The organism is Streptomyces sp. NPDC052109, from assembly GCF_040680195.1.
Classification (GTDB): domain Bacteria; phylum Actinomycetota; class Actinomycetes; order Streptomycetales; family Streptomycetaceae; genus Streptomyces.
The window spans coordinates 1-25,019 of sequence record NZ_JBFAWF010000029.1 but is presented as its reverse complement, the minus strand read 5'-3'; the positions used below and the strand labels follow the sequence as shown (position 1 = coordinate 25,019).

Sequence of the window (25,019 nt, the reverse complement as noted above, 5' to 3'; positions counted from 1 at the left end):
GTGTCGGTGCTCGCCAGTAGGGTGTGAGACATGGCCGATCCCTCCAGCTACCGCCCCAGGCCGGGTGAGATCCCGGACTCTCCGGGGGTGTACAGGTTCCGTGACGAGCACCGCCGGGTGATCTACGTCGGAAAGGCGAAAAGCCTGCGCCAGCGCCTGGCGAACTACTTCCAGGACCTGGCGAACCTGCACCCGCGCACCCGGACGATGGTGACCACCGCCGCGTCCGTGGAGTGGACGGTGGTGTCCACGGAGGTCGAGGCCCTTCAGTTGGAGTACTCCTGGATCAAGGAGTACGACCCCCGGTTCAACGTCAAGTACCGCGACGACAAGAGCTACCCGTACCTCGCCGTGACGATGAACGAGGAGTTCCCGCGCGTGCAGGTGATGCGCGGTCACAAGAAGAAGGGCGTCCGGTACTTCGGGCCGTACGCGCACGCCTGGGCCATCCGGGACACCGTCGACCTGCTGCTGCGCGTGTTCCCGGTGCGCACCTGCTCGGCGGGCGTGTTCAAGAACGCCGCGCGCACCGGCCGTCCCTGCCTGCTCGGCTACATCGGCAAGTGTTCCGCCCCCTGCGTCGGCCGGATCGGCCCCGGGGACCACCAGGAGCTGGCCGAGGAGTTCTGCGACTTCATGGCCGGCCGCACCGGCACCTACCTCCGCCGTCTGGAGAAGCAGATGACGGAGGCTGCCGAGGAGATGGAGTACGAGCGGGCCGCCCGGCTGCGCGACGACATCGAGGCCCTGAAGAAGGCCATGGAGAAGAACGCCGTAGTGCTCGCCGACGCGACCGACGCCGACCTCATCGCAGTCGCCGAGGACGAGCTGGAGGCGGCCGTGCAGATCTTCCACGTGCGCGGCGGCAGGGTGCGCGGCCAGCGCGGCTGGGTGACCGACAAGGTGGAGGAGATCACCACCGGCGCCCTCGTCGAGCACGCCCTGCAGCAGCTCTACGGCGAGGAGACCGGGGACGCGGTCCCCAAGGAGGTCCTGGTCCCGGCGCTGCCCGAGCCGGTGGAGCCGGTCCAGGACTGGCTGACCGGCCGCCGCGGGGCGAACGTCTCCCTGCGCATCCCGCAGCGCGGCGACAAGAAGGCGCTCATGGAGACCGTGCAGCGCAACGCCCAGCAGGCCCTCGCGCTGCACAAGACCAAGCGCGCCTCCGACCTGACCACCCGCTCGCGCGCCCTGGAGGAGATCGCCGAGGCCCTCGACCTGGACAGCGCCCCGCTGCGCATCGAGTGCTACGACATCTCGCATCTGCAGGGGGACGACGTGGTCGCCTCCATGGTCGTCTTCGAGGACGGCCTGCAGCGCAAGAGCGAGTACCGCCGCTTCCAGATCAGGGGCTTCGCGGGCCAGGACGACGTCCGCTCGATGCACGAGGTGATCTCCCGCCGCTTCCGGCGCTATCTCGCCGAGAAGGAGAAGACGGGGGAGTGGGCCGACGGCGGGGACGACGCCCTCACCGACGGCGACGGCGCGGTCACCGGGCCGCAGCCGGTCACCGGCTCCGTCAAGACGGACCCCGTCACCGACTCCGTCCAGACGGACCTGATCACTGACTCCCTCAAGGAGGAGGACGGCCGCCCCAAGAAGTTCGCGTACCCGCCCCAGCTGGTCGTCGTCGACGGTGGGCAGCCTCAGGTCGCCGCGGCCCGGCGCGCCCTGGACGAGCTGGGCATCGACGACATCGCCGTCTGCGGCCTCGCCAAGCGCCTGGAGGAGGTGTGGGTGCCCGGTGAGGACGACCCGGTGGTCCTGCCCCGCACCAGCGAGGGCCTCTATCTGCTCCAGCGCGTGCGCGACGAGGCACACCGGTTCGCGATCACCTATCAGCGCACCAAGCGCGCCAAGCGCTTCCGGTCCGGCCCTCTGGACGACGTCCCCGGCCTCGGCGAGACACGCAAACAGGCGCTCATCAAGCATTTCGGCTCGGTGAAGAAGCTGCGGTCCGCCACAATCGAACAGATCCAGGAGGTGCCCGGGATAGGCCGGAAGACGGCCGAGACCATCGCCGCGGCCCTCGCCCAGGCGGCTCCGGCCGCACCCGCCGTGAACACGGCGACTGGAGAGATCATTGATGACGAGGAACCCGATACGACGGCGGGATCCTCGGGGGAGCCCGTGACCGCGGGCCTCCCTGACGAACGACGGGGGCAGGAGACATGACCGAGCACGAAGCACAGCCCACAGCGGAGCGAGATCGGGCCCCCGGGGAAGCGGGTCAGGATCAGCCACAACCCGCGGCCGGCGAGCAGCCCGCGGTCCAGGAAAACGGAGCACAGGTGAGCACGGAAGGTACGCCGGCCGGCGGCCCCGAAGCGGCCATCCCCGAGCTGGTGATCATCTCCGGCATGTCCGGAGCGGGGCGGTCGACGGCCGCGAAGTGTCTGGAGGACCTCGGCTGGTTCGTCGTGGACAACCTCCCGCCCGCCCTGATCCCCACCATGGTGGAGCTGGGCGCCCGCTCGCAGGGCAACGTGGCGCGGATCGCGGTCGTCGTGGATGTGCGCGGCCGGCGCTTCTTCGACAACCTGCGCGATTCCCTCGCCGACCTCGACAGCCGGGGCGTCACGCGCCGGATCGTCTTCCTGGAGTCCTCCGACGACGCCCTGGTGCGCCGCTTCGAGTCGGTGCGCCGCCCGCACCCCCTGCAGGGCGACGGCCGGATCGTGGACGGCATCGCCGCCGAGCGCGAGCTGCTGCGTGAGCTGCGCGGCGACGCCGACCTGGTGATCGACACCTCCAGCCTCAACGTGCACGAGCTGCGTGCCAAGATGGACGCCCAGTTCGCCGGCGAGGAGGAGCCGGAGCTGCGGGCCACGGTGATGTCCTTCGGCTTCAAGTACGGCCTCCCGGTCGACGCCGACCTGGTCGCGGACATGCGGTTCCTGCCCAATCCGCACTGGGTCCCGGAGCTGCGGCCGTACACCGGCCTCAACGAGGAGGTCTCCGCCTATGTCTTCAACCAGCCCGGCGCCAAGGAGTTCCTCGACCGGTACGCCGAGCTGCTGCGGCTCATCGCGGCGGGCTACCGGCGCGAGGGAAAGCGGTATGTGACCATCGCGATCGGCTGTACCGGCGGCAAGCACCGCTCGGTCGCGGTGTCGGAGAAGCTCGCCGCCCACCTGGCGGCCGAGGGCGTGGAGACGGTGGTCGTGCACCGGGACATGGGACGGGAATGACGGAACGTACACGGCGGCTCGGCAGGCTGCGCCGGATGGTGCCGGAGGGGCGCTCGAGCCGTGCCACGGCAGAGGGCCGGGCGGCCCGCCCCGCCGAGGCCCGCGGCGGCCGGCCCCGCCGCCGGGGCGCCCAGCCCAAGGTGGTCGCGCTCGGCGGCGGCATGGGCCTGTCCGCCTCGCTCGCCGCGCTGCGCCGGATCACCGGCGACCTCACCGCCGTCGTCACCGTGGCCGACGACGGCGGCTCCAGCGGCCGGCTCCGCGACGAGCTGGGCGTGCTGCCGCCCGGCGACCTGCGCAAGGCGCTGGCCGCGCTGTGCGGCGACGACGAGTGGGGTCAGACCTGGGCCCGGGTCATCCAGCACCGCTTCCAGTCCAAGGGCGATCTGCACGAGCACGCGGTCGGCAATCTGCTCATCGTCGCCCTGTGGGAGCAGCTCGGCGACCATGTGCAGGCCCTGGACCTGGTCGGCAAGCTGCTCGGCGCGCACGGGCGGGTCCTGCCCATGTCGGCCGTGCCGCTGGAGCTGCAGGCCCTGGTCAGGGGGCACGACCCGGAGCGCCCGGACGACGTGGACACCGTGCGCGGGCAGGCGACGGTCGCGCTCACGCCGGGCGAGGTGCAGTCGGTGCACCTGGTGCCGAACGACCCGCCGGCCGTGCCCGAGGCCGTCGCGGCGGTCCTGGACGCGGACTGGGTGGTGCTCGGTCCCGGTTCCTGGTTCTCCTCGGTGATCCCGCATCTGCTCGTCCCCGAGCTGCTGGACGCCCTCATGGAGACCAAGGCGCGCAAGGTGCTGTCGCTGAACCTCACCCCGCAACCGGGCGAAACCGAGGGCTTCTCCCCGCAGCGTCATTTGGAGGTTTTGGGGCGACACGCCCCTAAACTCGCCCTGGACGTGGTGCTGGCCGACGAGGCCGCCGTGCCCGACCGCGACTCGCTCACCGAGGCCGCCCAACGGCTGGGAGCCGCGATCGAGCTGGCTCCGGTGGCTCGGACGGACGGATCACCCCGGCACGATCCGGAGCTGTTGGCCGCCGCGTACGACCGTATTTTTCGGATGCATGGAAGGATCGGCCCATGGCGATGACGGCAGCGGTGAAGGACGAGATCTCCCGGCTACCCGTCACCCGGACCTGCTGCAGGAAGGCGGAGGTCTCCGCCATTCTGCGGTTCGCCGGCGGCCTTCACCTGGTGAGCGGGCGCATCGTGATCGAGGCGGAGCTGGACACCGCGATGGCGGCCCGCCGGCTCAAGCGGGACATTCTGGAGATCTTCGGCCACAGCTCCGAGCTGATCGTGATGGCCCCCGGCGGGCTGCGCCGCGGCTCGCGCTACGTCGTACGGGTCGTCGCGGGCGGTGACCAGCTGGCCCGTCAGACGGGCCTGGTGGACGGTCGCGGCCGTCCGATCCGGGGTCTGCCGCCGCAGGTGGTCTCGGGGGCCACGTGCGACGCGGAGGCGGCTTGGCGCGGGGCCTTCCTGGCGCACGGGTCGCTGACCGAGCCCGGCCGTTCCTCCTCGCTGGAGGTGACCTGCCCGGGACCGGAGGCCGCGCTCGCGCTGGTCGGCGCCGCTCGTCGGCTGTCGATCGCCGCGAAGGCCCGTGAGGTGCGCGGCGTGGACCGGGTGGTGGTCCGCGACGGAGACGCGATCGGCGCGCTGCTGACCCGCCTCGGCGCGCACGAGTCGGTGCTCGCCTGGGAGGAGCGCCGGATGCGCCGCGAGGTGCGGGCCACGGCCAACCGGCTCGCCAACTTCGACGACGCCAACCTGCGCCGCTCGGCCCGGGCCGCCGTGGCCGCCGGAGCCCGGGTGCAGCGGGCGCTGGAGATCCTGGGCGAGGAGGTTCCCGAGCACCTCGCCGCGGCCGGGCGCCTGCGCATGGAGCACAAGCAGGCCTCGCTGGAGGAGCTGGGCGCGCTCGCCGACCCGCCGCTGACGAAGGACGCCGTCGCGGGCCGTATCCGCCGGCTGCTGGCGATGGCCGACAAACGCGCCGCCGACCTGGGCATCCCGGGCACGGAGGCCAACCTCAGCGAGGAGCTGGCGGACAACCTGGTCGGCTGACCGTCCTCGTCAACAGGCCGTTGCCGAGGCCCAGTCGGGGCTTCGGCAGCGGCGTTTGCGCAGTAGCCGAGCCTCCGTGTGCACAGCCGGCGAACCTTCGTCCACGTGGCCGTGAGGCGCTCTTGACTCGACCTTCGACTGACATGAACCTGGCAACCTGTTCGCCGCTGTGGCGGACCACCGCTAGGGGGGTTCATGAGACACAGAGCGAGATCGATCCTCGCTGTCGGCGCGCTCCTGCTCGGCGGAGCGAGCCTCGCACCCGTGGCCCAGGCACAGAACGGAAGTCCGGCGAAGTCCGACCCGGACGAGATCAAGGTCTTCCGTGCCGACATCACCCAGCGGCAGATCCCGCTGCTGCTCAAGGCCGGCCAGGACGGGGACGAACTCACCGAGCAGGTCACCGGCGGCGGAAGGTCGGAGGTCGAGGTCTACCTCACCGACCAGCAGGCCGCGAAGCTCCGGAAACAGGGCGTCGACCTCACCGAGCACACCGTCTCGGCCAGGGCGCAGGCACGCGTCGAGAAGGCGTCCGAGGGTGTGTTCCGCCCCTACGGAGGAAGCGGGGGGCTGAAGGCGGAGATTCTCCGGACCGCGCAGGCCAACCCCGGCCTGACCAAGGTCGAGTCCATCGGCAGGACGGTGGACGGCCAGGACATCCTGGCGCTCCGGCTGACCAAGGGCGCCAGGAGGACCAAGGACGGCTCCAAGCCGTCCGTGCTGTACATGTCCAACCAGCACGCGCGTGAGTGGATCACACCGGAGATGACCCGGCGTCTGATGCACTACTACCTCGACCACTACAGGACCGACGAGCGCATCCGGCGGATCGTCGACTCGACCGAACTGTGGTTCGTCATCTCGGCCAATCCCGACGGCTACGACTACACGTTCAAGAACTCCGCGACCCGCCTGTGGCGCAAGAACCTGCGGGACGTCAACGGCGACGGCGTCATCGGCACGGGTGACGGCGTCGACCTCAACCGCAACTTCCCCTACAAGTGGGGTTACGACGACGAGGGTTCGTCCCCCAACCCCACCAGCGAGACGTACCGCGGCGCGAGCCCCGCGTCCGAGCCCGAGACCAGGGCGCTGGACGGTTTCGAGAAGCGCGTCGGATTCAGGTACGCCGTCAACTACCACTCCGCCGCCGAACTCCTCCTCTACGGCGTCGGCTGGCAGGTCGCCACCCCCACCCCGGACGACGTCCTCTACAAGGCGCTGGCAGGCACCCCGGACAACCCGGCCATCCCCGGCTACCGTTCGCAGCTGTCGTCGGAGCTGTACACCACCAACGGCGAGGCGGACGGACACGCGTCGAACGTCGACGGCATCGCGATGTTCACCCCCGAGATGTCGACCTGCGAGACCGCGTCGAACGTGGACCCGAACGACGCCTGGAAGCCCGAGGACTGCCAGTCGGTCTTCAACTTCCCCGACGACGAGAAGCTGATCCAGCAGGAGTTCGCCAAGAACCTCCCGTTCGCGCTCTCCGTCGCCGAGACCGCCGTACACCCCGACAGGCCGGTCTCCTCGGTCGGGCTGCGCGCCGCCGACTTCACCCCGGCCGCCTTCCCCACGTCGTACTCCCGGGGAGCGGACCAGGAGGTCTCGGTCGTCGTCCGCAAGGCGATCCGCGACAAGGAGCTCAGGTACCGCGTCGACGGCGGCCGCACGCTCGACCAGCCGCTCAGGCCCTGGAGGGGCGGACAGACCTACGGCGGCGCGGACAACCTCTACTTCGACGAGTACCGGGCCACGGTGCGTGGCGGCGAGCCGGGCGACAGGGTCGAGGTGTGGTTCAGCGGCAGGACGGAGAGCGGCAGGAAGGTCTCCAGCTCCCGCTTCACCTACACCGTCGCCGAGCGGCCCAGGGCCGACACGCTCGTCGTCGCCGAGGAGGGCGCGGCGGCCACGCAGGCGCAGAAGTACGTGGACGCGGTCAGGGCGGCAGGACACAGGGCGCTCGTGTGGGACGTCGCCACGCAGGGCGCTCCGGACGCGCTCGGCGTGCTGAAGCACTTCAGGACGGTCGTGCACTACTCCGGCGCGAACGGCCCGGGCAACGCCACCCAGCTCCAGCTGCGCTCCTACCTCAACGAGGGCGGCAGGCTGGTCGAGGCCGGCGAGCTGGCCGCTGGCAGCGTGGACCTCGGCGACGGCACCCTCTCGGACGACTTCAGCCAGTACTACCTGGGCGCCTACAGCCGTACGTCCACCAGGGGAGCCACCGGCTTCACGGGGTCCGGCGCCCTGGACGGCTACACCGGCGCCCTCGGCGACGCGCCCGGCAACCCGCTGGACAGGGCCGGCACCTACGGCGTCACCTCCGACGAACTTCCGGTGACCACGTACCCGCAGTTCAAGAGCGCGGGCGCGGGCCGGTTCGCCGGGACGGTCAACCCCTACGGGCCCTACTCGGGGTCGTACATGGCCGCCGCCGTGCACACCGACGACGCCTACAAGCGCCTCACCCGCACCATCGACCTCACCGGGGTCACCGCCGCCGACAAGCCCGCCCTGAGCACCCGGCTGCTGTGGGACACCGAGCCGGGCTACGACCACGCGGTGGTCGAGGCGCACACCGTGGGCGCCGACGACTGGACGACCCTGCCGGAGACCGGCGGCGCCACGAGGACGGCCGTGCCGGCGGACTGCGGGCAGGGCTTCCTGATCGCCGAGCACCCGTGGCTGAAGCACTATCTGACGCTCACCGACAACGCCTGCACCGCGACCGGCACGACCGGCTCCTGGAACAGCCTCACCGGCAGCTCCGGCGGCTGGCAGCAGGCCGGCTTCGACCTGAGCGCCTACGCCGGGAAGTCGGTCGAGGTCTCGATCAGCTACATCACCGACCCGGGCACCGGCGGACACGGCGTCCTCGTCGACGACGCCTCGCTCGTCGTCGGCGGCACGGCGAAGGAGACCGAGGGGTTCGAGTCCTCGCTGGGCGCCTGGCACGTGGCCGGACCGCCCGCGGGCAGCCCGGCCGTACTGAAGGACTGGGAGCGCTCCGGGGCGCTGTTCCAGACGTACGGAGCGGTCACGACGCACGACACCGTGCTGCTCGGTTTCGGTCTGGAGCAGGTGTCCTCGGCGGTGGATCGGGCAGTCCTGGTGAGGAAGGCGTTCGCGGCGCTCGGCGGGTGAGGGGCGCCACGTTGACAGATCCCGCTCGCCTTGTTCCAACAGGTGAGCGGGAGCCCTCTCAAGGGTGCGCGGAGGGAGTCCTGATCAAGTGAGCCGACCCGCTCACGAACGAGTGAAGACAGCGTGAAAACCGCCCGGCGTTCCGTATCAAATAAGGGTGAATCCACCGCCGTTCCGGGAGGGTCCGTACCCCTACTGGCGGGTACGGAACACCTGCCCGTGTATGGGTCAACTCGATGTCACCCCGGGGCCCGCAGAGAGGTAGGGTCGGGGGTGGTCGGGGACATCCCAAACAGAGCTCGCCGGCACCGCATGGCCGGCGTACCAACGAGGAGATCGGTTCGTGACGATCCGCGTAGGCATCAACGGCTTCGGCCGTATCGGTCGTAACTACTTCCGTGCGCTGCTGGAGCAGGGTGCGGACATCGAGGTTGTGGCTGTCAACGACCTGGGTGACACCGCCACCACGGCGCACCTGCTCAAGTACGACACGATCCTGGGTCGCCTGAAGCAGGAGGTCTCCCACACCGCCGACACCATCACCGTGGACGGCCACACCATCAAGGTGCTCTCCGAGCGCAACCCGGCCGACATCCCCTGGGGTGAGCTGGGCGTCGACATCGTCATCGAGTCGACCGGCATCTTCACCAACAAGGACGACGCCGCGAAGCACATCGCCGGTGGCGCAAAGAAGGTCCTCATCTCGGCTCCGGCCAAGAACGAGGACATCACCATCGTGATGGGCGTCAACCAGGACAAGTACGACCCGGCGAACCACCACGTCATCTCCAACGCCTCCTGCACCACCAACTGTGTGGCGCCGATGGCGAAGGTCCTCGACGAGAACTTCGGCATCGTCAAGGGTCTGATGACCACGGTGCACGCGTACACGAACGACCAGCGCATCCTGGACTTCCCGCACAAGGACCTGCGCCGCGCCCGTGCCGCCGCCGAGAACATCATCCCGACCACCACCGGTGCCGCGAAGGCCACCGCCCTGGTGCTGCCGCAGCTCAAGGGCAAGCTGGACGGCCTCGCCATGCGCGTCCCGGTCCCGACGGGCTCGGTCACCGACCTGGTCGTCGAGCTCGGCCGCGAGGTCACCAAGGAAGAGGTCAACGCCGCCTTCCAGAAGGCCGCGGAGGGCGAGCTGAAGGGCCTCCTCGAGTACACCGAGGACCCGATCGTCTCCTCCGACATCGTCAACGCCCCGGCGTCCTGCACCTTCGACTCCTCCCTGACCATGGTCCAGGAGGGCAAGAACGTGAAGGTCATCGGTTGGTACGACAACGAGTGGGGCTACTCCAACCGCCTCGTGGACCTCACGGTCTTCGTCGGCAACCAGCTCTGATCGACGCAGCAGGACCTTGAAGTGAGAGCAGGGCTCGGGCAGCGCAGCGCCGCGCTGTCCGGGCCCTGTCTCACGCCCGCACCACGTCCTTTTACGATCAGGTGCACCACGAGCCCTCCTTTGGAGTCCACTCAATGAAGACGATCGACGAACTTCTCGCCGACGGCGTGAGCGGCAAGCGGGTCTTCGTCCGCGCCGACCTCAACGTCCCGCTGGCCGACGGGACGATCACCGACGACGGCCGCATCCGCGCCGTCCTGCCCACCATCAAGGCCCTGGTGGACGCCGGCGCCAAGGTGGTCGTCGCCTCGCACCTGGGCCGCCCCAAGGGTGCCCCGGACCCCGCCTTCTCGCTGCTGCCCGCCGCCGAGCGCCTCGGTGAACTGCTGGGCGCTCCGGTCGCCTTCGCCCAGGACACGGTCGGGCCGGCCGCCCACGACGCCGTCGGCGGCCTCCAGCCCGGCCAGGTCGCGGTCATCGAGAACCTGCGCTTCAACCCCGGCGAGACCGCCAAGGACGACACCGATCGCGGCGAGTTCGCCGACCGGCTCGCGGCCCTCGCCGACGTGTACGTCAGCGACGGCTTCGGCGCCGTGCACCGCAAGCACGCCTCCGTGTTCGACCTGCCGAAGCGGCTGCCGCACTACGCCGGCTACCTCATCACGACCGAGGTCGGCGTCCTGAAGAAGCTGACCGAGGACGTCAAGCGCCCCTATGTCGTCGCGCTCGGCGGCGCCAAGGTGTCCGACAAGCTCGCCGTCATCGACGAGCTGCTCGGCAAGGCCGACCGCCTCCTCATCGGCGGCGGCATGGCCTACACCTTCCTCAAGGCCAAGGGCTACGAGGTCGGCATCTCCCTCCTGCAGGAGGACCAGATCGCGGCCGTCACCGAGTACATGGAGCGCGCCGAGAAGCAGGGCGTGGAACTCGTGCTCCCCGTCGACGTCGTGGTCTCCCGGACCTTCCCGGACCTGAAGACCAAGGCGCCGACCGAGCACACCACGGTCGACGCGGACAAGATCCCCGCCGACCAGGAGGGCCTGGACATCGGCCCGAGGACCCGAGAGCTCTACGCCTCGAAGCTCGCCGACGCCGCGACCGTGTTCTGGAACGGTCCCATGGGCGTCTTCGAGCACCCCGACTACGCCGAGGGCACCAAGGCGGTCGCCCAGGCCCTCGTCGACTCGAACGGCTTCACCGTCGTCGGTGGCGGTGACTCCGCCGCGGCCGTGCGTACGCTCGGCTTCGACGAGAACGCATTCGGCCACATCTCGACCGGTGGCGGCGCCTCCCTCGAATACCTCGAGGGCAAGACGCTCCCCGGCCTCGCCGCACTGGAGGACTGACCTCACATGAGCACGCGCACGCCGCTGATGGCGGGCAACTGGAAGATGAACCTCAACCACCTCGAGGCCATCGCGCACGTCCAGAAACTCGCCTTCGCCCTGGCCGACAAGGACTACGAGGCCGTCGAGGTCGCCGTCCTGCCGCCCTTCACCGACCTGCGCTCCGTGCAGACCCTGGTCGACGGCGACAAGCTCAAGATCAAGTACGGTGCCCAGGACATCTCGCAGCACGACTCCGGTGCCTACACCGGCGAGATCTCCGGCCCGATGCTGTCCAAGCTGAAGTGCACGTTCGTGGTCATCGGCCACTCCGAGCGGCGCCAGTACCACAACGAGACCGACGAGCTGGTGAACGCCAAGGTCAAGGCCGCCTACAAGCACGGCCTCACCCCGATCCTGTGCGTCGGCGAGGAACTGGACGTCCGCGAGGCGGGCAACCACGTCAGCCACACCCTCGCCCAGGTCGAGGGCGGTCTGAAGGACCTCCCGGCCGAGCAGGCCGAGACCGTCGTGATCGCCTACGAGCCGGTCTGGGCCATCGGCACCGGCAAGGTCTGCGGCGCCGGGGACGCCCAGGAGGTCTGCGCCGCCATCCGCGCCAAGATCGCCGAGCTGTACTCCCAGGACGTGGCCGACAAGGTCCGCGTCCAGTACGGCGGCTCCGTGAAGTCGGGCAACGTCGCCGAGATCATGGCGCAGGCCGACATCGACGGCGCCCTGGTCGGCGGTGCCTCGCTGGACGCCGACGAGTTCGTCAAGATCGTGCGTTTCCGCGATCAGTAGGACGAGCTGTGAGTAGGCGGTAGCGGCGATACGTCGTACCCTTGCGGGGGCACAGCCGACGTGCTGTGTCCCCGTCGTCCATCCGAATCCGAGGAAGTTGGTCCAGCCGTGGTTTTGGGGTTCTCGATCGCCCTGATCATCTTCAGCCTGCTGCTGATGCTGCTGGTGCTGATGCACAAGGGGAAGGGCGGCGGCCTCTCCGACATGTTCGGTGGCGGCATGCAGTCCTCCGTCGGCGGCTCCTCCGTCGCCGAGCGCAACCTCGACCGGATCACCATCGTGGTCGGTCTGCTGTGGTTCGCGTGCATCATCGTCCTCGGCATGCTGATGAAGACGAACAGCTGACATTCAGCTGAGCACACACATCACGCATATTCGGTAGTAAGGCCCCATGTTCGGTACGCGCTCCTGAGCGCGGCCTATCATGGGGCTTGCGTCTAGGTGTAGGGGCTTGTAACTCCAATCACTGGACGCGCGTTGGGCCTTACGTAGACTGAGGCGCTCGCGGCGAAGCGAAACGCCGACTCGCTTCGCGGCACCATCACGCAGGGAGTTACGACCGTGGCAAGTGGCAACGCGATCCGAGGAAGCCGGGTCGGGGCGGGGCCGATGGGCGAGGCCGAGCGCGGCGAGTCCGCGCCGCGTCTGCGCATCTCCTTCTGGTGCTCCAACGGGCACGAGACGCAGCCCAGCTTCGCCAGCGACGCACAGGTCCCCGACACCTGGGACTGCCCGCGCTGCGGCTTCCCGGCCGGGCAGGACCGGGACAACCCGCCGGACCCGCCGCGCACCGAGCCGTACAAGACGCACCTCGCGTACGTACGGGAGCGGCGCAGCGACGCGGACGGCGAGGCGATCCTCGCCGAGGCCCTCGCCAAACTGCGGGGCGAGATCTAGGACTTGACACCGGCCGGACACCTCGAGGTGCCTGGCCGGAGCCGTATCGCCCCGCTCGGCCGACCGGTTGTCAGTGGTGCCCGCTACGGTTTTCGTGAAGGCGAGAACCGTGGGGGGAGTTCCGGCAGTGGTCGAGACGGGGGAGAGGCATGCGCCGGCGTGGCGCGGGGGCTTCGGGCGGTTGTGGTCGGCTGCCGTGATCTCCCGGTTCGGGGACGCCCTGCGCGGAGCCGCGCTGCCGCTGCTCGCCGCGTCGCTGACCGACCGGCCCCTGCTCATCGCCTCGGTCACGGCGTGCGGTTATCTGCCCTGGATCGTCTTCGGTCTGCTCGGCGGCGCGGTCGCCGATCGCGTCGACCAACGGCGCGCGATGTGGACCGTGGACGCCGTGCGCGGTCTGCTCATGGGAGCCTTCGCGGTGGCCGTCGCCCTGGGCCGCGCCTCGGTCGCGCTGCTCATCGCCCTGGCCTTCACGCTGACCGCCCTCCAGACGCTGTTCGACAACGCCTCCACGGCCCTGTTGCCGGCCCTGGTGGACCGGCAGACGCTCGGCAGTGCCAACGCCCGGCTGATGACGGGGCAGAAGATCGCCGGCGGGCTGATCGGCGCGCCTGCCGTGCCGGCGCTGATCGCTGCCGGGGCGGCCGTCCCCTTTGGGGCCGACGCGGCCACCTTCCTCGTGGCGGCCGCGCTGGTCGCCTCCCTGCGGACCGGCGCGCCCGAGGGCGCGACGAGACCGGCGGGCAGCACCCTGCGCCGGGAGATCGCCGCCGGACTGCGCACCCTGGGCCGCGACCGGGACCTGCGCGGGCTGTGCGCCGCCACGGCCCTGTGCAACATCGGCATGGGCGCCCTGACCGCCACCCTGGTGGTCCTCGTGACCGGCTGGCTGCACGCGGGTACGGCCGGATACGCGGCGGCGACCACGGCGTACACCGTCGGCGGCCTGACCGGCGGCGTGCTGAACCGGTGGGCCACGGCGGCGCTCGGCCCCCTGCGAACCGTGCTGCTGGCCGGCACCGTGCAGACCGGCGCGCTCGTCGTGATGGGCACGGTGCGGAGCCTGGCCGCGGCGGTGGCCGCGCTCGCGGTCTTCGGTTGCATGGGCATGCTGTGGAACGTCAACACGACGACCCTGATGCAGCAGCGCGCCCCCACCGACATGCTCGGCCGGGTCGGCTCCGCCTTCCGCACCCTCGCCGTCGCCGGGGCTCCGCTGGGCGCCCTGCTGGGCGGTGCCGTGGCCACGGCCTGGGGGCCGGGCACCCCGGCCCTGCTCACCGCCGCCTTCTTCGTCCTGTCCGTCACCGCGCTGATACCGGCCCGCAAGCCGGACGTACCTGTTGTTGAGCCGGACGACGACGTCACGTCCGCTCGCGCCGCACGGTGATCAATTAGGTTGGAACAGCTGGGACAGGCACGAAAGAAGGCGGAAGTCGGAAATGAACGCAGACGGCCGTACCAGGCTCAACCAGACGCCCGAATGGACCGCGCTCGCCAAGCACCGGGAGGAGCTGGCCGACACCCATCTGAGGGAACTGTTCGCCGCCGACCCCGGGCGCGGGGAGGGATACACGCTCCAGGTCGGCGATCTGTACCTCGACTACTCCAAGCACCTGGTCACCGACGAGACGCTGAGGCTGCTGCGCGAGCTGGCCGCCGCCAGGGACGTGTTCGGGCTCAGGGACGCCATGTTCCGTGGCGAGAAGGTCAACGTCACCGAGAACCGCGCGGTGCTGCACACCGCGCTGCGCGCCGCCCGGGACGCGGTGATCGAGGTCGACGGCGAGAACGTCGTCCCGCAGGTCCACGCCGTGCTCGACAAGATGGCCGACTTCGCCGACCGCGTCCGCTCCGGCGCCTGGACCGGCCACACCGGCAAGCGCATCAAGAACGTGATCAACGTCGGCATCGGCGGCTCCGACCTGGGCCCCGCGATGGCCTACGAGGTCCTGCGCAGCTTCACCGACCGCGATCTGACGGTCCGCTTCGTCTCCAATGTGGACGGCGCCGACCTGCACGAGGCGACCCGGGACCTGGACCCGGCCGAGACGCTGTTCATCATCGCCTCCAAGACCTTCACCACCATCGAGACGATCACCAACGCGACCTCCGCCCGCACGTGGCTGCTGGGCGCGCTCGGCGACGAGTCGGCGGTCGCCAAGCACTTCGTGGCGCTGTCCACGAACGCGGAGAAGGTCACCGAGTTCGGCATCGACCCGGACAACATGTTCGAGTTCTGGGACTGGGTCGGCGGCCGGTACTCGTACGACTCCGCGATCGGGCTGTCCCTGATGCTCGCGATCGGACCCGACCGGTTCCGCGAGATGCTCGACGGCTTCCGGCTGGTCGACGACCACTTCCGCACCGCGCCCGCCGAGGCCAACGCGCCTTTGATCCTGGGTCTGTTGGGCATCTGGTACGGCAACTTCCACGACGCCCAGTCGCACGCGGTGCTGCCGTACAGCCACTACCTGTCGAAGTTCACCGCCTATCTGCAGCAGCTGGACATGGAGTCCAACGGCAAGTCGGTGCAGCGTGACGGCGAGCCGGTGCGGTGGCAGACCGGGCCGGTCGTCTGGGGCACCCCGGGCACCAACGGCCAGCACGCCTACTACCAGTTGATCCACCAGGGCACCAAGCTGATCCCGGCGGACTTCATCGGCTTCGCGGAGCCGGTGGCCGAGCTGAGCGGCGAACTCAAGGCGCAGCACGACCTGTTGATGGCCAACTTCTTCGCCCAGACGCAGGCGCTCGCCTTCGGCAAGACGGCCGAGGAGGTCCGTGCGGAGGGCGTTGCGCAGGACCTGGTCCCGCACAAGACCTTCCGGGGCAACCGGCCCACGACGACCATCCTGGCCAGGGAACTCACCCCGTCCGTCCTGGGCCAGCTGATCGCCCTCTACGAACACAAGGTGTTCGTGCAGGGCGCGGTCTGGAACATCGACTCCTTCGACCAGTGGGGCGTCGAACTCGGCAAGGTCCTCGCCAAGCGGGTCGAGCCGGCGCTCACCGAGGGCGCGGAGGTCCCGGGTCTCGACGTCTCGACCAAGGCGCTGGTCGCCCAGTACCGGCGGCTGCGCGGCCGGAGCTGATCCCACGACCGCTGAACCCGCCGCGCTGTACCGGCGCGCGCTGATCCCGTGTCCGGTCCGCTGCGGCGACTTGATCTGTGAGTTTTCCCTGCGCATCCCTTAAGGTTCGGACGGCTTCAGGGGAGGAAGGGCGCATGGTGCACAGAGGGTTCGCGGCGGCGGTCGCGGTGGCCGTGGTGGGGGTCTCGGCGGTGGGCTGCGGCAGCACGGACCAGCCGGCGGAGGCGAAGAACGGCGGGTCGTCGGCCATGCAGAAGGCCGCACCCGCCTACTCCGGGCTGTCGGCGGTGCCCGAGCGGCTGGGGAGCGACGGGACGACCATCACCGTCGGCGACCCGGCCGCCCCGGTGACGGTGCACCTGTACGAGGACCCCCGGTGCCCGGTGTGCAAGAGGTTCGAGACCACCGGCGGCGCCCCGCGGCTGCGTGAGGCTACCATCCGGCGCGAGGCGAAGACCCAGTACACCCTGGCCTCCTTCCTGGACGGCCGGCTCGGCGGTTCGGGTTCCGCGAAGGCCGTCAATGCCCTGCGGGCCGCGCTGGAGAAGGGCAGGTTCGCCGAGTACCACGACGTGCTCTACGCCCACCAGCCCGACGAGAGCGTCGACGGGTTCACCGACGCCTACCTCCTCAAGCTGGCCTCTCGGGTCCCCGGGCTGCGCGGGCCGGACTTCGACTCGGCGGTGAGGACCATGAAGTACCGCTCGTTCGTGGCCGAGGCCGAGGCCGTGTACGAACAGGCGGGCGGGGCGCAGGATCCCCAGGGGCCCGGCACCCCCACGGCCGAGATCAGCGGTGTCCGCATCCCCGCCGAGTACAACGGCGTGCTCTTCGACGGCGGCGCCTTCGCCGGTCTGCTCTCGAAGGTCCGGGCGCAGCCTGGGGAGTGGCGGAAGCTGTCTTCCTGATCTCCGTCAGGCCACCGCGCTCAGCGTGTCCGCGAGGCGTCGGCGGGCCGCGCGGGTCGCGGGCAGCGCGGCGAGCGCCGCCGCCCCGAGGACGGCGGCCGCGCCCAGTACGAGCAGCAGCGCGGGTGAGGGGGACTGCGCGATGCCGGCGCCGATGCCACTGGAGCTGCCCTGGGCATCGATGAGCCGGTGCCCCAGCGGCAGACCCAGCACGGTGGCGGCGAGCGTCGCGGCCAGGGCCGTACAGCTCGTCGCCGTGACCGTGATCGCGGTGATCTGCCGCGGGGACATGCCGATCGCCTTCAGCGCCAGCACGTCCCGTTCGCCCTCGCGGACGGTGCCGCCGATGGCGGTGAGCAGTTCGACGAGCCCGATCAGCGCCAGCACGGCGATCAGCCCGGCGACGACCGCGCGGAGCGGGGACAGGCCGTCGGCGGGGTTCGTCACGGGGTGCACGTCCAGATGGCCGCGGCCGGCCGAGGTGAGTGCGGCGGCCACCCGGTGCGCGTCGGCGCCGGGGCGCAGCCGCAGTTCGTAGAAGGCGGGGGCCAGTCCGGGGTCGTTCTCGCGGAGGGCGTCCAGGGAGGTGGTCACGACCCGGCCGGCGTTCTGCGGTTCGATGCTGCGGCCCACGATGTGCAGGATCTGCGGCCGGTCGCCCACCGTCATGCGCACCCAGTCGCCGACCCGGGCGTGCAGCAGGTCCAGCAGACCCTGGCCGGCCACGGCCTCGTCCGGTCCGCGCGCGGGCCGGCCCTCGGCGAGGGAGTAGGGGTAGGGCTCGGCGCGGGTGCCGACGCCGCGCAGCGCGATGGTGCCGGTCTGGCCGGGGACCAGAGCGGCGACCTCGACTCCCGGATAGGCGGCGGCGACCCGGTGATCAGCGGTGAGCAGGGCCCGTACGGCGGACGCGTCCAGGGCACCGTCCGAGCGGACCGTGAGGGCCGTCGGCAGGCCCATGCGGTCGGGCTCGCTGTGGAAGCGGTCGATCGTGGTCCAGGCGCTGAGCGCCACCACGATGAGCAGCAGCGGCAGCGTCAGCCGGGCCACCGTGGCCAGCGACCGGCCGCGTCCCGCGAACGCCTTGTGGACGCCGAGGACCAGCGCCGCCGGCAGCCGCAGTCCGAGTGCCTGCCGGGCGACGCCGGGCAGCCGTCCGCCGGCGGGCGCGGCCGGGCGCGGCACCGGAACCGGCGGCACCCGCCCGGCCCGCCAGGCCGCGAGCCCCGTGGTCAGGCCGATGAACAGCACCGCGCCCACCGGCACCGCGCACAGCGCCACCGTGTGCCCCGGCAGCCCGTCCCACAGGCCCACCGCGTCACCGAGACGGCCGGGGACCCGGCTGCCCAGGGCCTCGGTGAGCGCCGCGGCCGCCACCGAGCCCAGCAGCGCGTACGCCAGATGCTGGAGCAGGAAGATCCGGACCACCTGGCCCGGCGTGAAACCGATCGCCTTCAGTACCGACAGGTCCCGCAGATGCCCCCGGATGCGGGTGGCGATCGCCCCGTGCACGGCGAACCCGGCGGCGATCAGGGCACCGAGACCGAACAGGCCGAGCACCTGCCCGAGCAGCCGGTTGCCGCCCTGGGCCGCGGAGCGTGCCTGCTGCCAGGTGGAGACCTCGTCGACGGCGCCCGCGCCCAGCACCGTGACGGCACGCTGCACCGCGTAGTCCGTGTCGGCCGGGTCGGTGAGGCGCAGGCCGATCACCTGCCCGCCGGGCACGCGCACGGCGGACGGCAGCGCCCAGACCAGCCCCGGCTGCTCACCCGCGCTGTAGTGGGGCTCGGCGCTGTCGGCGATGCCCTCGACGGTCAGGGTGCGGGCGGTACCGGGCAGGGTGAGGGTGTCCCCGGGCTCGGCCAGCAGGGCCCGGGCCAGGCTGCTCTCCAGCACCACGCCGTCCGGGTCCGCCGGATCCAGCCAGTGCCCGGCCGTGAGCAGCGGCCGCCCCACGGACGGCGGTTCCGGGGTGCCGCGCAGTTCCACGGAGGCTCGCGTGCCGCGTACGGCGACGGTGGCGGACTCGGTGCGATAGGGGCCGGCCACGGCCTCGACACCGTCCAGCCGGGCCAGCCCGCGGGCGTCGGCCGACGGCACGGTGTGGAGCCACACATGCGCCCCACGGGCCTGGGTGAAGACCCGCTGCCAGGGGTTGGTCGCGTAGCCGAACAGGGCGGTGGCCAGCAGCAGCGAGGCGACGATCCCGGCGGTGGCCACCACCAGGAACAGCGCCTCGCCGCGATGGGCGCGCAGGTCGGAGTGCGCCCAGCGCAGGGTGGCTCGCACGTCCCTGAGATCCAGCACCGTCAGTCCCTCAGCTCCAGCACACCGGAGATGCCGCCGCGCCGGGGCGGCGGGGTGCCGTCCAGGGGCGCGTCGTCGGCTATGCGACCGTCGAAGAAGCTGATCACGCGGTCGGCGGCGCTCGCCAGCCGGGCGTCATGGGTGACCAGCACGATGGTCTGGCCGCGTCCGTGGAAGCGGGACAGCAGCCGCATCACCTCACGCGTGCCCTTGCTGTCCAGGCTCCCGGCGGGCTCGTCGGCCAGCAGCAGCGGCGGATGGTTGACCAGCGCCCGGGCGAGCGCGACCCGCTGCTGCTCGCCGCCGGACAGCTCGCCCGGCATGCTGCGCTCCTTGCCCTCAAGACCCAGCTCGGCCAGCAGCTCCGCCCGCTCGGCTCGGGCCCTCTTCGGCGGGACGCCTGCCAGCAGCGCGGGCAGTTCGACGTTGTCGGCCACCGACAGGTTCGACACCAGGTTGAAGAACTGGAACACGATCCCGATGGCCTTGCGGCGCTCCACCGCCCAGCGCGCCTCGCTGAAGGAGTCCGTGCACCGCCCGTCGAGCCAGATGCTGCCCTCGTCGGGCCGCTGCAGCCCGCCGAGCAGATGCAGGAGCGTGGACTTGCCGGCGCCGGACGGGCCGGTGATCGCCACGAACTCGCCCCGCGCCACGGACAGGTCGACCCCGCGCACGGCATGCGCGGGGGCGCCCTCGCCGTGGTGGGTCTTCACCAGCCCCTCGGCGCGCAGCACCGCGGTACCGTCCTCGCTCATTCCAGTTCCTCCTGACACCGCTCCAGCCAGTCGAGGTCGGCCTGCAGATGCAGCATCGCGCCCTCGATGAGCAGGTGGGCGATGCGGTTGTCCCGGTTCTCGGCCGCGGCCAGTTTCGACAGGTTGCGCATGGTGGTGAGGTACTGGCGCCGCTGCCTGTTGATGAGGGCGATCTGGTCGGTGAGACCGGTCTGCGGGGCGAGGGCGAGCTTCATGAAGAACTCGTCCCGCACCCGCGGCTCGTCCTCGGTCTCCTCGAACCAGGCGTGCAGCGCCTCCCGCCCGGCGTCGGTGAGGTGGTAGACCTTCTTGTTGGGCCGGCTGGACTGCTCGACGTCCTCGCCCTCGATCAGTCCCGACTTCTCGAGGCGGCCGAGGGTGACGTAGATCTGGCCGACGTTCGGCTGAGGGTACGCGGAGCCCAGCAGTTGCTCAAGGTCCTGTTTCAGCTCGTAGCCGTGGGCCGGGCCGCGGGCGAGGAGTGCCAGGAGGGGCAGGCGCACTCGTGCTGTCCTCCTGTCTGCTCAATGTGCTCCAGGCCCTAGTATCGCCCATACCTAACAGGTATACATGGCCTCTGACTCCCGGCGAGGGTGCCCGGAGCCTTGTGTACGTGTTCAGGGAGGAACCTATGCGGTGGATACGCGCCGCCGGTAGGGGTCTCCTCGTTCTCGCCGTGATCATGACCGGGTACGTCGCCTCGGGTGCCCAGGCCGACCAGGGTGCGGGTGACGGGCGCGGCCCGCTCACCCTGGCCACCGCCGGTGACCTCACCGGTTATCTCGCCCCGCTGCTCCAGGGCTGGAACCGCACCCACCCCGGCGAGAAGGTCACCCTCGTCGAGCTGCCGGACTCAGCCGACGAGACCCATGCGCAGATGACCACCGACCTGCGCGGCGGTGACCGGGGCCGCTTCGACGTCCTCAACATCGACGTCGACTGGACCTCGGAGTTCGCGGCGGCCGGCTGGATCCGTCCGCTGCCACCCGACCGCTTCCCGCTGAAGAGCTTCCTGCCGCCGGTGGTGGACACGGCCACCTACGAAGGACGCCTGTACGCGGTCCCGTACGTCACCAATGCCGGACTTCTCCTGTACCGCAAGGACATCCTCGCCAAGGAGGGCGTGCCCCCGCCGCGGACCTGGGCCGAGCTGGAACACGACGCGAAGACCATCGCGCCCAAGTACCACCTCGGCGGTTACGCGGGCCAGTTCCTGCCCTACGAGGGACTCACCGTCAACGCCGCCGAGGCCGTGTACTCGGCGGGCGGCTCGATCCTCGGCGACGAGGGCACCCGGGTCACCGTCGACTCCTCCGCCGCCCGCGAGGGCATCGGTTTCCTCGCCCGCGGCGTCCGCGAGGGGTGGATTCCCAAGGCCGCGCTGACCTGGAAGGAGGAGGAGTCCAAACAGGCCTTCCAGGGCGGCGGGCTGCTCTTCCTGCGCAACTGGCCCTACGCCTACGCCGTCGCCTCCGCCCCGGGCTCCAAGGTGGCCGGGAAGATCGGCGCCGTACCGCTGCCCGGTCCCGACGGGCCGGGCACCAGCGTCCTCGGCGGCTCCAACCTCGCCGTCAACTCCCATGCCCGGCACCCCGATTCGGCCGCACGCCTGATCGCCTACCTCACCAGCGCGCCCGTCCAGCGCCAGGTGCTGACCCGGGGCGCGCTGCCGCCCGTGCGCGCCGCGCTCTACGAGGACCCCGTGCTGATCCGGCGGTTCCCCTATCTGCCGACCCTGCGCACCGCCGTGCTCACCGCCGCGCCGCGCCCCAAGAGCGCGCACTACGACCAGGTCAGCCTGGTGGTGCAGGCCGTGATGCAGGACGCGCTCACCGGACGGGAGACCCCCGAGCAGGCCGTGCGCCGGCTCGCGCGCGAGCTCGACGCGATCGCCCGTCGATAGTTACCTGTTAGGTAACGCCCGCATCTCATTCGACTACGGCATGCCCGGTTAAGTACCGATTTGCGACGTCAACTGCCCAGTAGCTTCCGTTCACTTCATTGACACCCCTGCGCAGCACCTACCTAACATGCATGCATGTTGAGTAAGTACCACTGGTGGCGCGACGCGGTGATCTACCAGGTCTACGTCCGCAGCTTCCTGGACAGCACCGGCGACGGCGTCGGCGATCTGGCCGGCGTTCGGGCCGGGCTGCCGTACCTGAAGAAGCTGGGCGTCGACGGCATCTGGCTGAGCCCGTTCTACCCCTCGCCCCAGCACGACCACGGCTACGACGTCGCCGACTACTGCGGAGTCGACCCGCTCTTCGGTGACCTCGCCGAGTTCGACCTGCTGGTGGCGGCCGCCCGGCGCCTCGGCGTCAAGGTGCTCCTCGACATCGTCCCCAACCACTGCTCCAGCGAGCACCCGTGGTTCCGCGAGGCGCTGGACAGTGCGCCCGGCAGCCCGGCACGCGCCCGCTTCCACTTCGCCGACGGCCGCGGCCCCGGCGGTGCCGAGCCGCCCAACAACTGGCACGCCATGTTCGGCGGGCCGGCCTGGAGCAGAGTCGGCGACGGCCAGTGGTACCTGCACATGTTCACGCCCGAGCAGCCCGACTGGAACTGGCGTGACCCCGAGGTGGCCGCCGAGTTCGACCGCGTCCTGCGCTTCTGGCTCGACCGCGGGGTCGACGGCTTCCGCATCGATGTGGCGGCCGGGCTCTACAAGCACCCCGAACTGCCGGACTCCGACGACCCGGAGGCCGACGCCCGCACCCGCGACTCGGTCAACCCGCTCGCCTGGAACCAGCCCGAGGTGCACGAGGTGTGGCGCCGCTGGCGCGCGCTGTGCGAGGAGTACACCGCACGCGACGGCCGCGAACGCCTCCTGGTCGGCGAGGTCTCCGTCCCCACCGCCCGCGAACACGCCCTGTACGTCCGCCCCGACGAACTCCACCAGGCCTTCTTCTTCGACCTGCTCGGCGCCCCCTGGGACGCCGACGCCTTCCGCAAGGTCATCTCCGAGGCCATGCAGGACATCGCCGGCACCGGCTCGACGGTCACCTGGGTCCTCAACAACCACGACCAGGTCCGCACCGTCACGCGCTACGGCGAACCCGCCACCGAGGGCAGCGGCCTGGGCGCCGCCCGCGCCCGCGCCGCCGCGCTGCTGATGCTGGCGCTGCCCGGAGCCGCGTACATCTACCAGGGGGAGGAGCTGGGACTGCCCGAGGTCGTCGACCTGCCCGACGACGTCCTCACCGACCCGATCTTCCGCCGCACCGGCAGCCGCGCCCGCATCCGTGACGGCTGCCGGGTGCCGCTGCCCTGGTCCGGGCAGGCCTCCCCGTTCGGCTTCACCTCCGGTGCGGAGGGCGCCAAGCCCTGGCTGCCGCAGCCGGAGTACTTCGCCGAGTACGCCACCGACCGCGCCCTCGCCGACACCCGCTCCTTCTGGCACCTCTACCGCGACGGTCTCCAACTGCGCGCCTCACTGCCCCAGTTGGGGGAGGGCCCCCTCCACTGGCTGGACTCCCCGCCCGGCGTCCTCGCCTTCACCCGCGGCGACGGCCTGGTCTGCGCCGTCAACTTCGGTACGGCCCCCACGCCCGCGCCGGTCTCCGGCACCCCCCTGCTCTCCAGCGGCCCCTGTCCGGCGGGCGTCCTGCCCGGCGCCACGGCGGCCTGGTGGCTGAGCGACCTCTGATCACCCGCCTCTTGAGCTGTTCACCCGCCTCTTGAAGGGACATCGATGATGATGCGACGACGTACCACCCTCCTCACGAGCTGCACCGCACTCGCCCTGGCGCTCGGCGCGACCGCCTGCGGCGGCGGACCGGTCTCGGCCGGCGGCGGTGACAAGGCGCTCAGCGGCCAGACGGTCACCGTGGCCGGCGTCTGGTCCGGCAGCGAACAGAAGAACTTCCAGAAGGTGCTGGACGCGTTCACCGCGAAGACCGGCGCCAAGACCCAGTTCGTCTCCACCGGCGACAACGTCTCCACGGTCGTCGGCAGCAAGATCGAGGGCGGCAACGCGCCCGACGTCGTCATGGTCCCGCAGGTCGGCGTCCTGCAGCAGTTCGCGAAGCAGGGCTGGCTCAAGCCGCTGTCGCCCACCGCGCAAGCGACGATCACCGCCGACTACGCGCCCGTGTGGAAGAAGTACGGCAGCGTCGGCGGCACCCTGTACGGCCTGTACTTCAAGGCCGCCCACAAGTCGACCGTCTGGTACAGCCCCGACGCGCTCACCCAGGCCGGGGTCAAGCCGCCGAAGACGTACGACGAGATGCTCAAGGCCGGGCACACCGTCTCCGACTCCGGGCTCGCCGCCTTCGCCGTCGGCGGTGAGGACGGCTGGACCCTCACCGACTGGTTCGAGAACGTCTACCTCTCCCAGGCCGGCCCCGAGAAGTACGACGCCCTAGCCGCGCACAAGCTGAAGTGGACCGACCCGTCCGTCGTCAGGGCGCTCACCACCCTCGGCAAGCTGTTCAAGGACAAGCAGCTGATCGCGGGCGGCCAGAAGGAGGCCCTGAACACCGACTTCCCCGGCTCGGTGGAGAAGGTGTTCGGGCCCAAGCCCGAGGCCGGCATGGTCTACGAAGGCGACTTCGTGGCCGGCGTCGCGCACGACCAGTTCGGGAAGACCATCGGCAAGGACGCGAACTTCTTCCCGTTCCCGGCGGTCGACGGCGGCACGGCACCGGTGGTCAGCGGCGGCGACGCGGCCGTCGTCCTCAAGGACGGCAAGAACGCCAAGGCCGGCATGAAGCTCCTGGAGTACCTGGCCACCCCCGAGGCCGCGGCCGTGTGGGCCAAGGCAGGCGGCTTCCTGTCGCCGAACAAGAAGCTCGACTTCGCCTCCTACAGCGACGACGTCACCCGCGCCACCGCCAAGTCCCTGATCAACGCGGGCGACTCGGTCCGCTTCGACATGTCCGACCAGGCCCCGGCGGCCTTCGGCGGCACCAAGGGCACGGGCGAGTGGAAACTGCTCCAGGACTTCCTGCGCGACCCGTCCGACCCCAGGGGCACCGCGGCGAAGCTGGAGTCCGCGGCGGCCAAGGCCTACCAGGACTGAGCGGGCCCACCATGACCGCCACCACCGTCGTGAAACAGCAGGCGGCCCCGCAGCAGGGTTATCCGCAGCAGGGCTACCCCCAGCAGGGGTACGGCCAGCCGTACGTGGACCACGACCACCACCAGCAGGGCGGCGGGCGTCG

19 protein-coding genes are annotated in these 25,019 nt (G+C 70.8%); 16 read left to right on the top strand and 3 right to left on the bottom strand.

Annotated elements, in window-relative coordinates:
* Positions 1-30: 30 nt before the first annotated feature.
* The 13 genes from uvrC to AB0L59_RS37035 all read left to right on the top strand — a co-directional run bounded on the left by uvrC (position 31) and on the right by AB0L59_RS37035 (position 16,792).
* Positions 31-2,175 carry an excinuclease ABC subunit UvrC gene (gene uvrC, locus AB0L59_RS37095; RefSeq protein WP_365591224.1) on the top strand — a complete coding sequence of 715 codons (2,145 nt, stop codon included), beginning with the start codon at positions 31-33 and terminating at the stop codon, positions 2,173-2,175.
* Entirely contained in the window at positions 2,172-3,191 is a 1,020-nt protein-coding gene (rapZ, locus tag AB0L59_RS37090) for an RNase adapter RapZ (protein WP_365591222.1), read from the top strand. The genes uvrC and rapZ overlap by 4 nt, the downstream gene beginning before the upstream one ends.
* The gene (gene yvcK, locus AB0L59_RS37085; protein ID WP_365591220.1) at positions 3,188-4,282 is read left to right on the top strand and encodes a uridine diphosphate-N-acetylglucosamine-binding protein YvcK; all 1,095 of its coding nucleotides are present in this window, start codon (positions 3,188-3,190) and stop codon (positions 4,280-4,282) included. The genes rapZ and yvcK overlap by 4 nt, the downstream gene beginning before the upstream one ends.
* On the top strand, positions 4,273-5,262 hold the full coding sequence (whiA, locus tag AB0L59_RS37080; protein WP_189947274.1) for a DNA-binding protein WhiA: 990 nt from the start codon (positions 4,273-4,275) through the stop codon (positions 5,260-5,262). Before yvcK ends, whiA begins: the two co-directional genes overlap by 10 nt.
* A 195-nt stretch (positions 5,263-5,457) precedes the next feature.
* Positions 5,458-8,412, top strand: a complete 2,955-nt coding sequence (locus AB0L59_RS37075) for a M14 family zinc carboxypeptidase (protein ID WP_365591219.1) — start codon at positions 5,458-5,460, stop codon at positions 8,410-8,412.
* Between the two features lie 343 nt (positions 8,413-8,755).
* The gene (gap, locus tag AB0L59_RS37070) at positions 8,756-9,763 is read left to right on the top strand and encodes a type I glyceraldehyde-3-phosphate dehydrogenase (protein WP_365591218.1); all 1,008 of its coding nucleotides are present in this window, start codon (positions 8,756-8,758) and stop codon (positions 9,761-9,763) included.
* 134 nt (positions 9,764-9,897) lie between these two features.
* Positions 9,898-11,109 (top strand): phosphoglycerate kinase, encoded by a 1,212-nt coding sequence (locus AB0L59_RS37065; RefSeq protein WP_365591217.1) that lies wholly within the window; start codon positions 9,898-9,900, stop codon positions 11,107-11,109.
* 6 nt (positions 11,110-11,115) lie between these two features.
* Positions 11,116-11,892, top strand: a complete 777-nt coding sequence (tpiA, locus tag AB0L59_RS37060; protein ID WP_365591215.1) for a triose-phosphate isomerase — start codon at positions 11,116-11,118, stop codon at positions 11,890-11,892.
* A gap of 114 nt (positions 11,893-12,006) precedes the next feature.
* The gene (secG, locus tag AB0L59_RS37055; RefSeq protein ID WP_181140459.1) at positions 12,007-12,237 is read left to right on the top strand and encodes a preprotein translocase subunit SecG; all 231 of its coding nucleotides are present in this window, start codon (positions 12,007-12,009) and stop codon (positions 12,235-12,237) included.
* 216 nt (positions 12,238-12,453) lie between these two features.
* Positions 12,454-12,789 carry an RNA polymerase-binding protein RbpA gene (locus AB0L59_RS37050; protein ID WP_003957010.1) on the top strand — a complete coding sequence of 112 codons (336 nt, stop codon included), beginning with the start codon at positions 12,454-12,456 and terminating at the stop codon, positions 12,787-12,789.
* A 127-nt stretch (positions 12,790-12,916) separates the two neighbouring features.
* Positions 12,917-14,179 carry an MFS transporter gene (locus AB0L59_RS37045; protein WP_365591214.1) on the top strand — a complete coding sequence of 421 codons (1,263 nt, stop codon included), beginning with the start codon at positions 12,917-12,919 and terminating at the stop codon, positions 14,177-14,179.
* Positions 14,180-14,231: 52 nt separating this feature from the next.
* Entirely contained in the window at positions 14,232-15,884 is a 1,653-nt protein-coding gene (gene pgi, locus AB0L59_RS37040; RefSeq protein ID WP_365591212.1) for a glucose-6-phosphate isomerase, read from the top strand.
* A 248-nt stretch (positions 15,885-16,132) separates the two neighbouring features.
* On the top strand, positions 16,133-16,792 hold the full coding sequence (locus AB0L59_RS37035; protein ID WP_365591331.1) for a thioredoxin domain-containing protein: 660 nt from the start codon (positions 16,133-16,135) through the stop codon (positions 16,790-16,792).
* 6 nt (positions 16,793-16,798) lie between these two features.
* Here AB0L59_RS37035 and AB0L59_RS37030 read toward each other — a convergent pair whose 3' ends face one another.
* The 3 genes from AB0L59_RS37030 to AB0L59_RS37020 are packed head-to-tail and all read right to left on the bottom strand — an operon-like array spanning position 16,799 to position 20,357.
* Positions 16,799-19,081 (bottom strand): FtsX-like permease family protein, encoded by a 2,283-nt coding sequence (locus AB0L59_RS37030; protein ID WP_365591329.1) that lies wholly within the window; start codon positions 19,079-19,081, stop codon positions 16,799-16,801.
* 20 nt (positions 19,082-19,101) lie between these two features.
* Positions 19,102-19,854, bottom strand: coding sequence for an ABC transporter ATP-binding protein (locus AB0L59_RS37025; RefSeq protein WP_365591210.1), 753 nt, complete (start codon positions 19,852-19,854; stop codon positions 19,102-19,104).
* Positions 19,851-20,357: a PadR family transcriptional regulator gene (locus AB0L59_RS37020; protein WP_365591209.1), complete on the bottom strand. Its 507-nt coding sequence runs from the start codon at positions 20,355-20,357 to the stop codon at positions 19,851-19,853. Before AB0L59_RS37020 ends, AB0L59_RS37025 begins: the two co-directional genes overlap by 4 nt.
* A gap of 128 nt (positions 20,358-20,485) precedes the next feature.
* Here AB0L59_RS37020 and AB0L59_RS37015 point away from each other — a divergent pair, with 128 nt between their 5' ends.
* From AB0L59_RS37015 to AB0L59_RS37005, 3 genes are all read left to right on the top strand, one after another.
* Complete coding sequence (locus tag AB0L59_RS37015) at positions 20,486-21,757, top strand: ABC transporter substrate-binding protein (RefSeq protein WP_365591208.1); 1,272 nt, start codon at positions 20,486-20,488, stop codon at positions 21,755-21,757.
* Between the two features lie 135 nt (positions 21,758-21,892).
* Positions 21,893-23,503, top strand: a complete 1,611-nt coding sequence (locus tag AB0L59_RS37010; RefSeq protein ID WP_365591207.1) for an alpha-amylase family glycosyl hydrolase — start codon at positions 21,893-21,895, stop codon at positions 23,501-23,503.
* Between the two features lie 48 nt (positions 23,504-23,551).
* Complete coding sequence (locus AB0L59_RS37005; RefSeq protein ID WP_365591327.1) at positions 23,552-24,877, top strand: extracellular solute-binding protein; 1,326 nt, start codon at positions 23,552-23,554, stop codon at positions 24,875-24,877.
* Positions 24,878-25,019 lie beyond the last annotated feature (142 nt).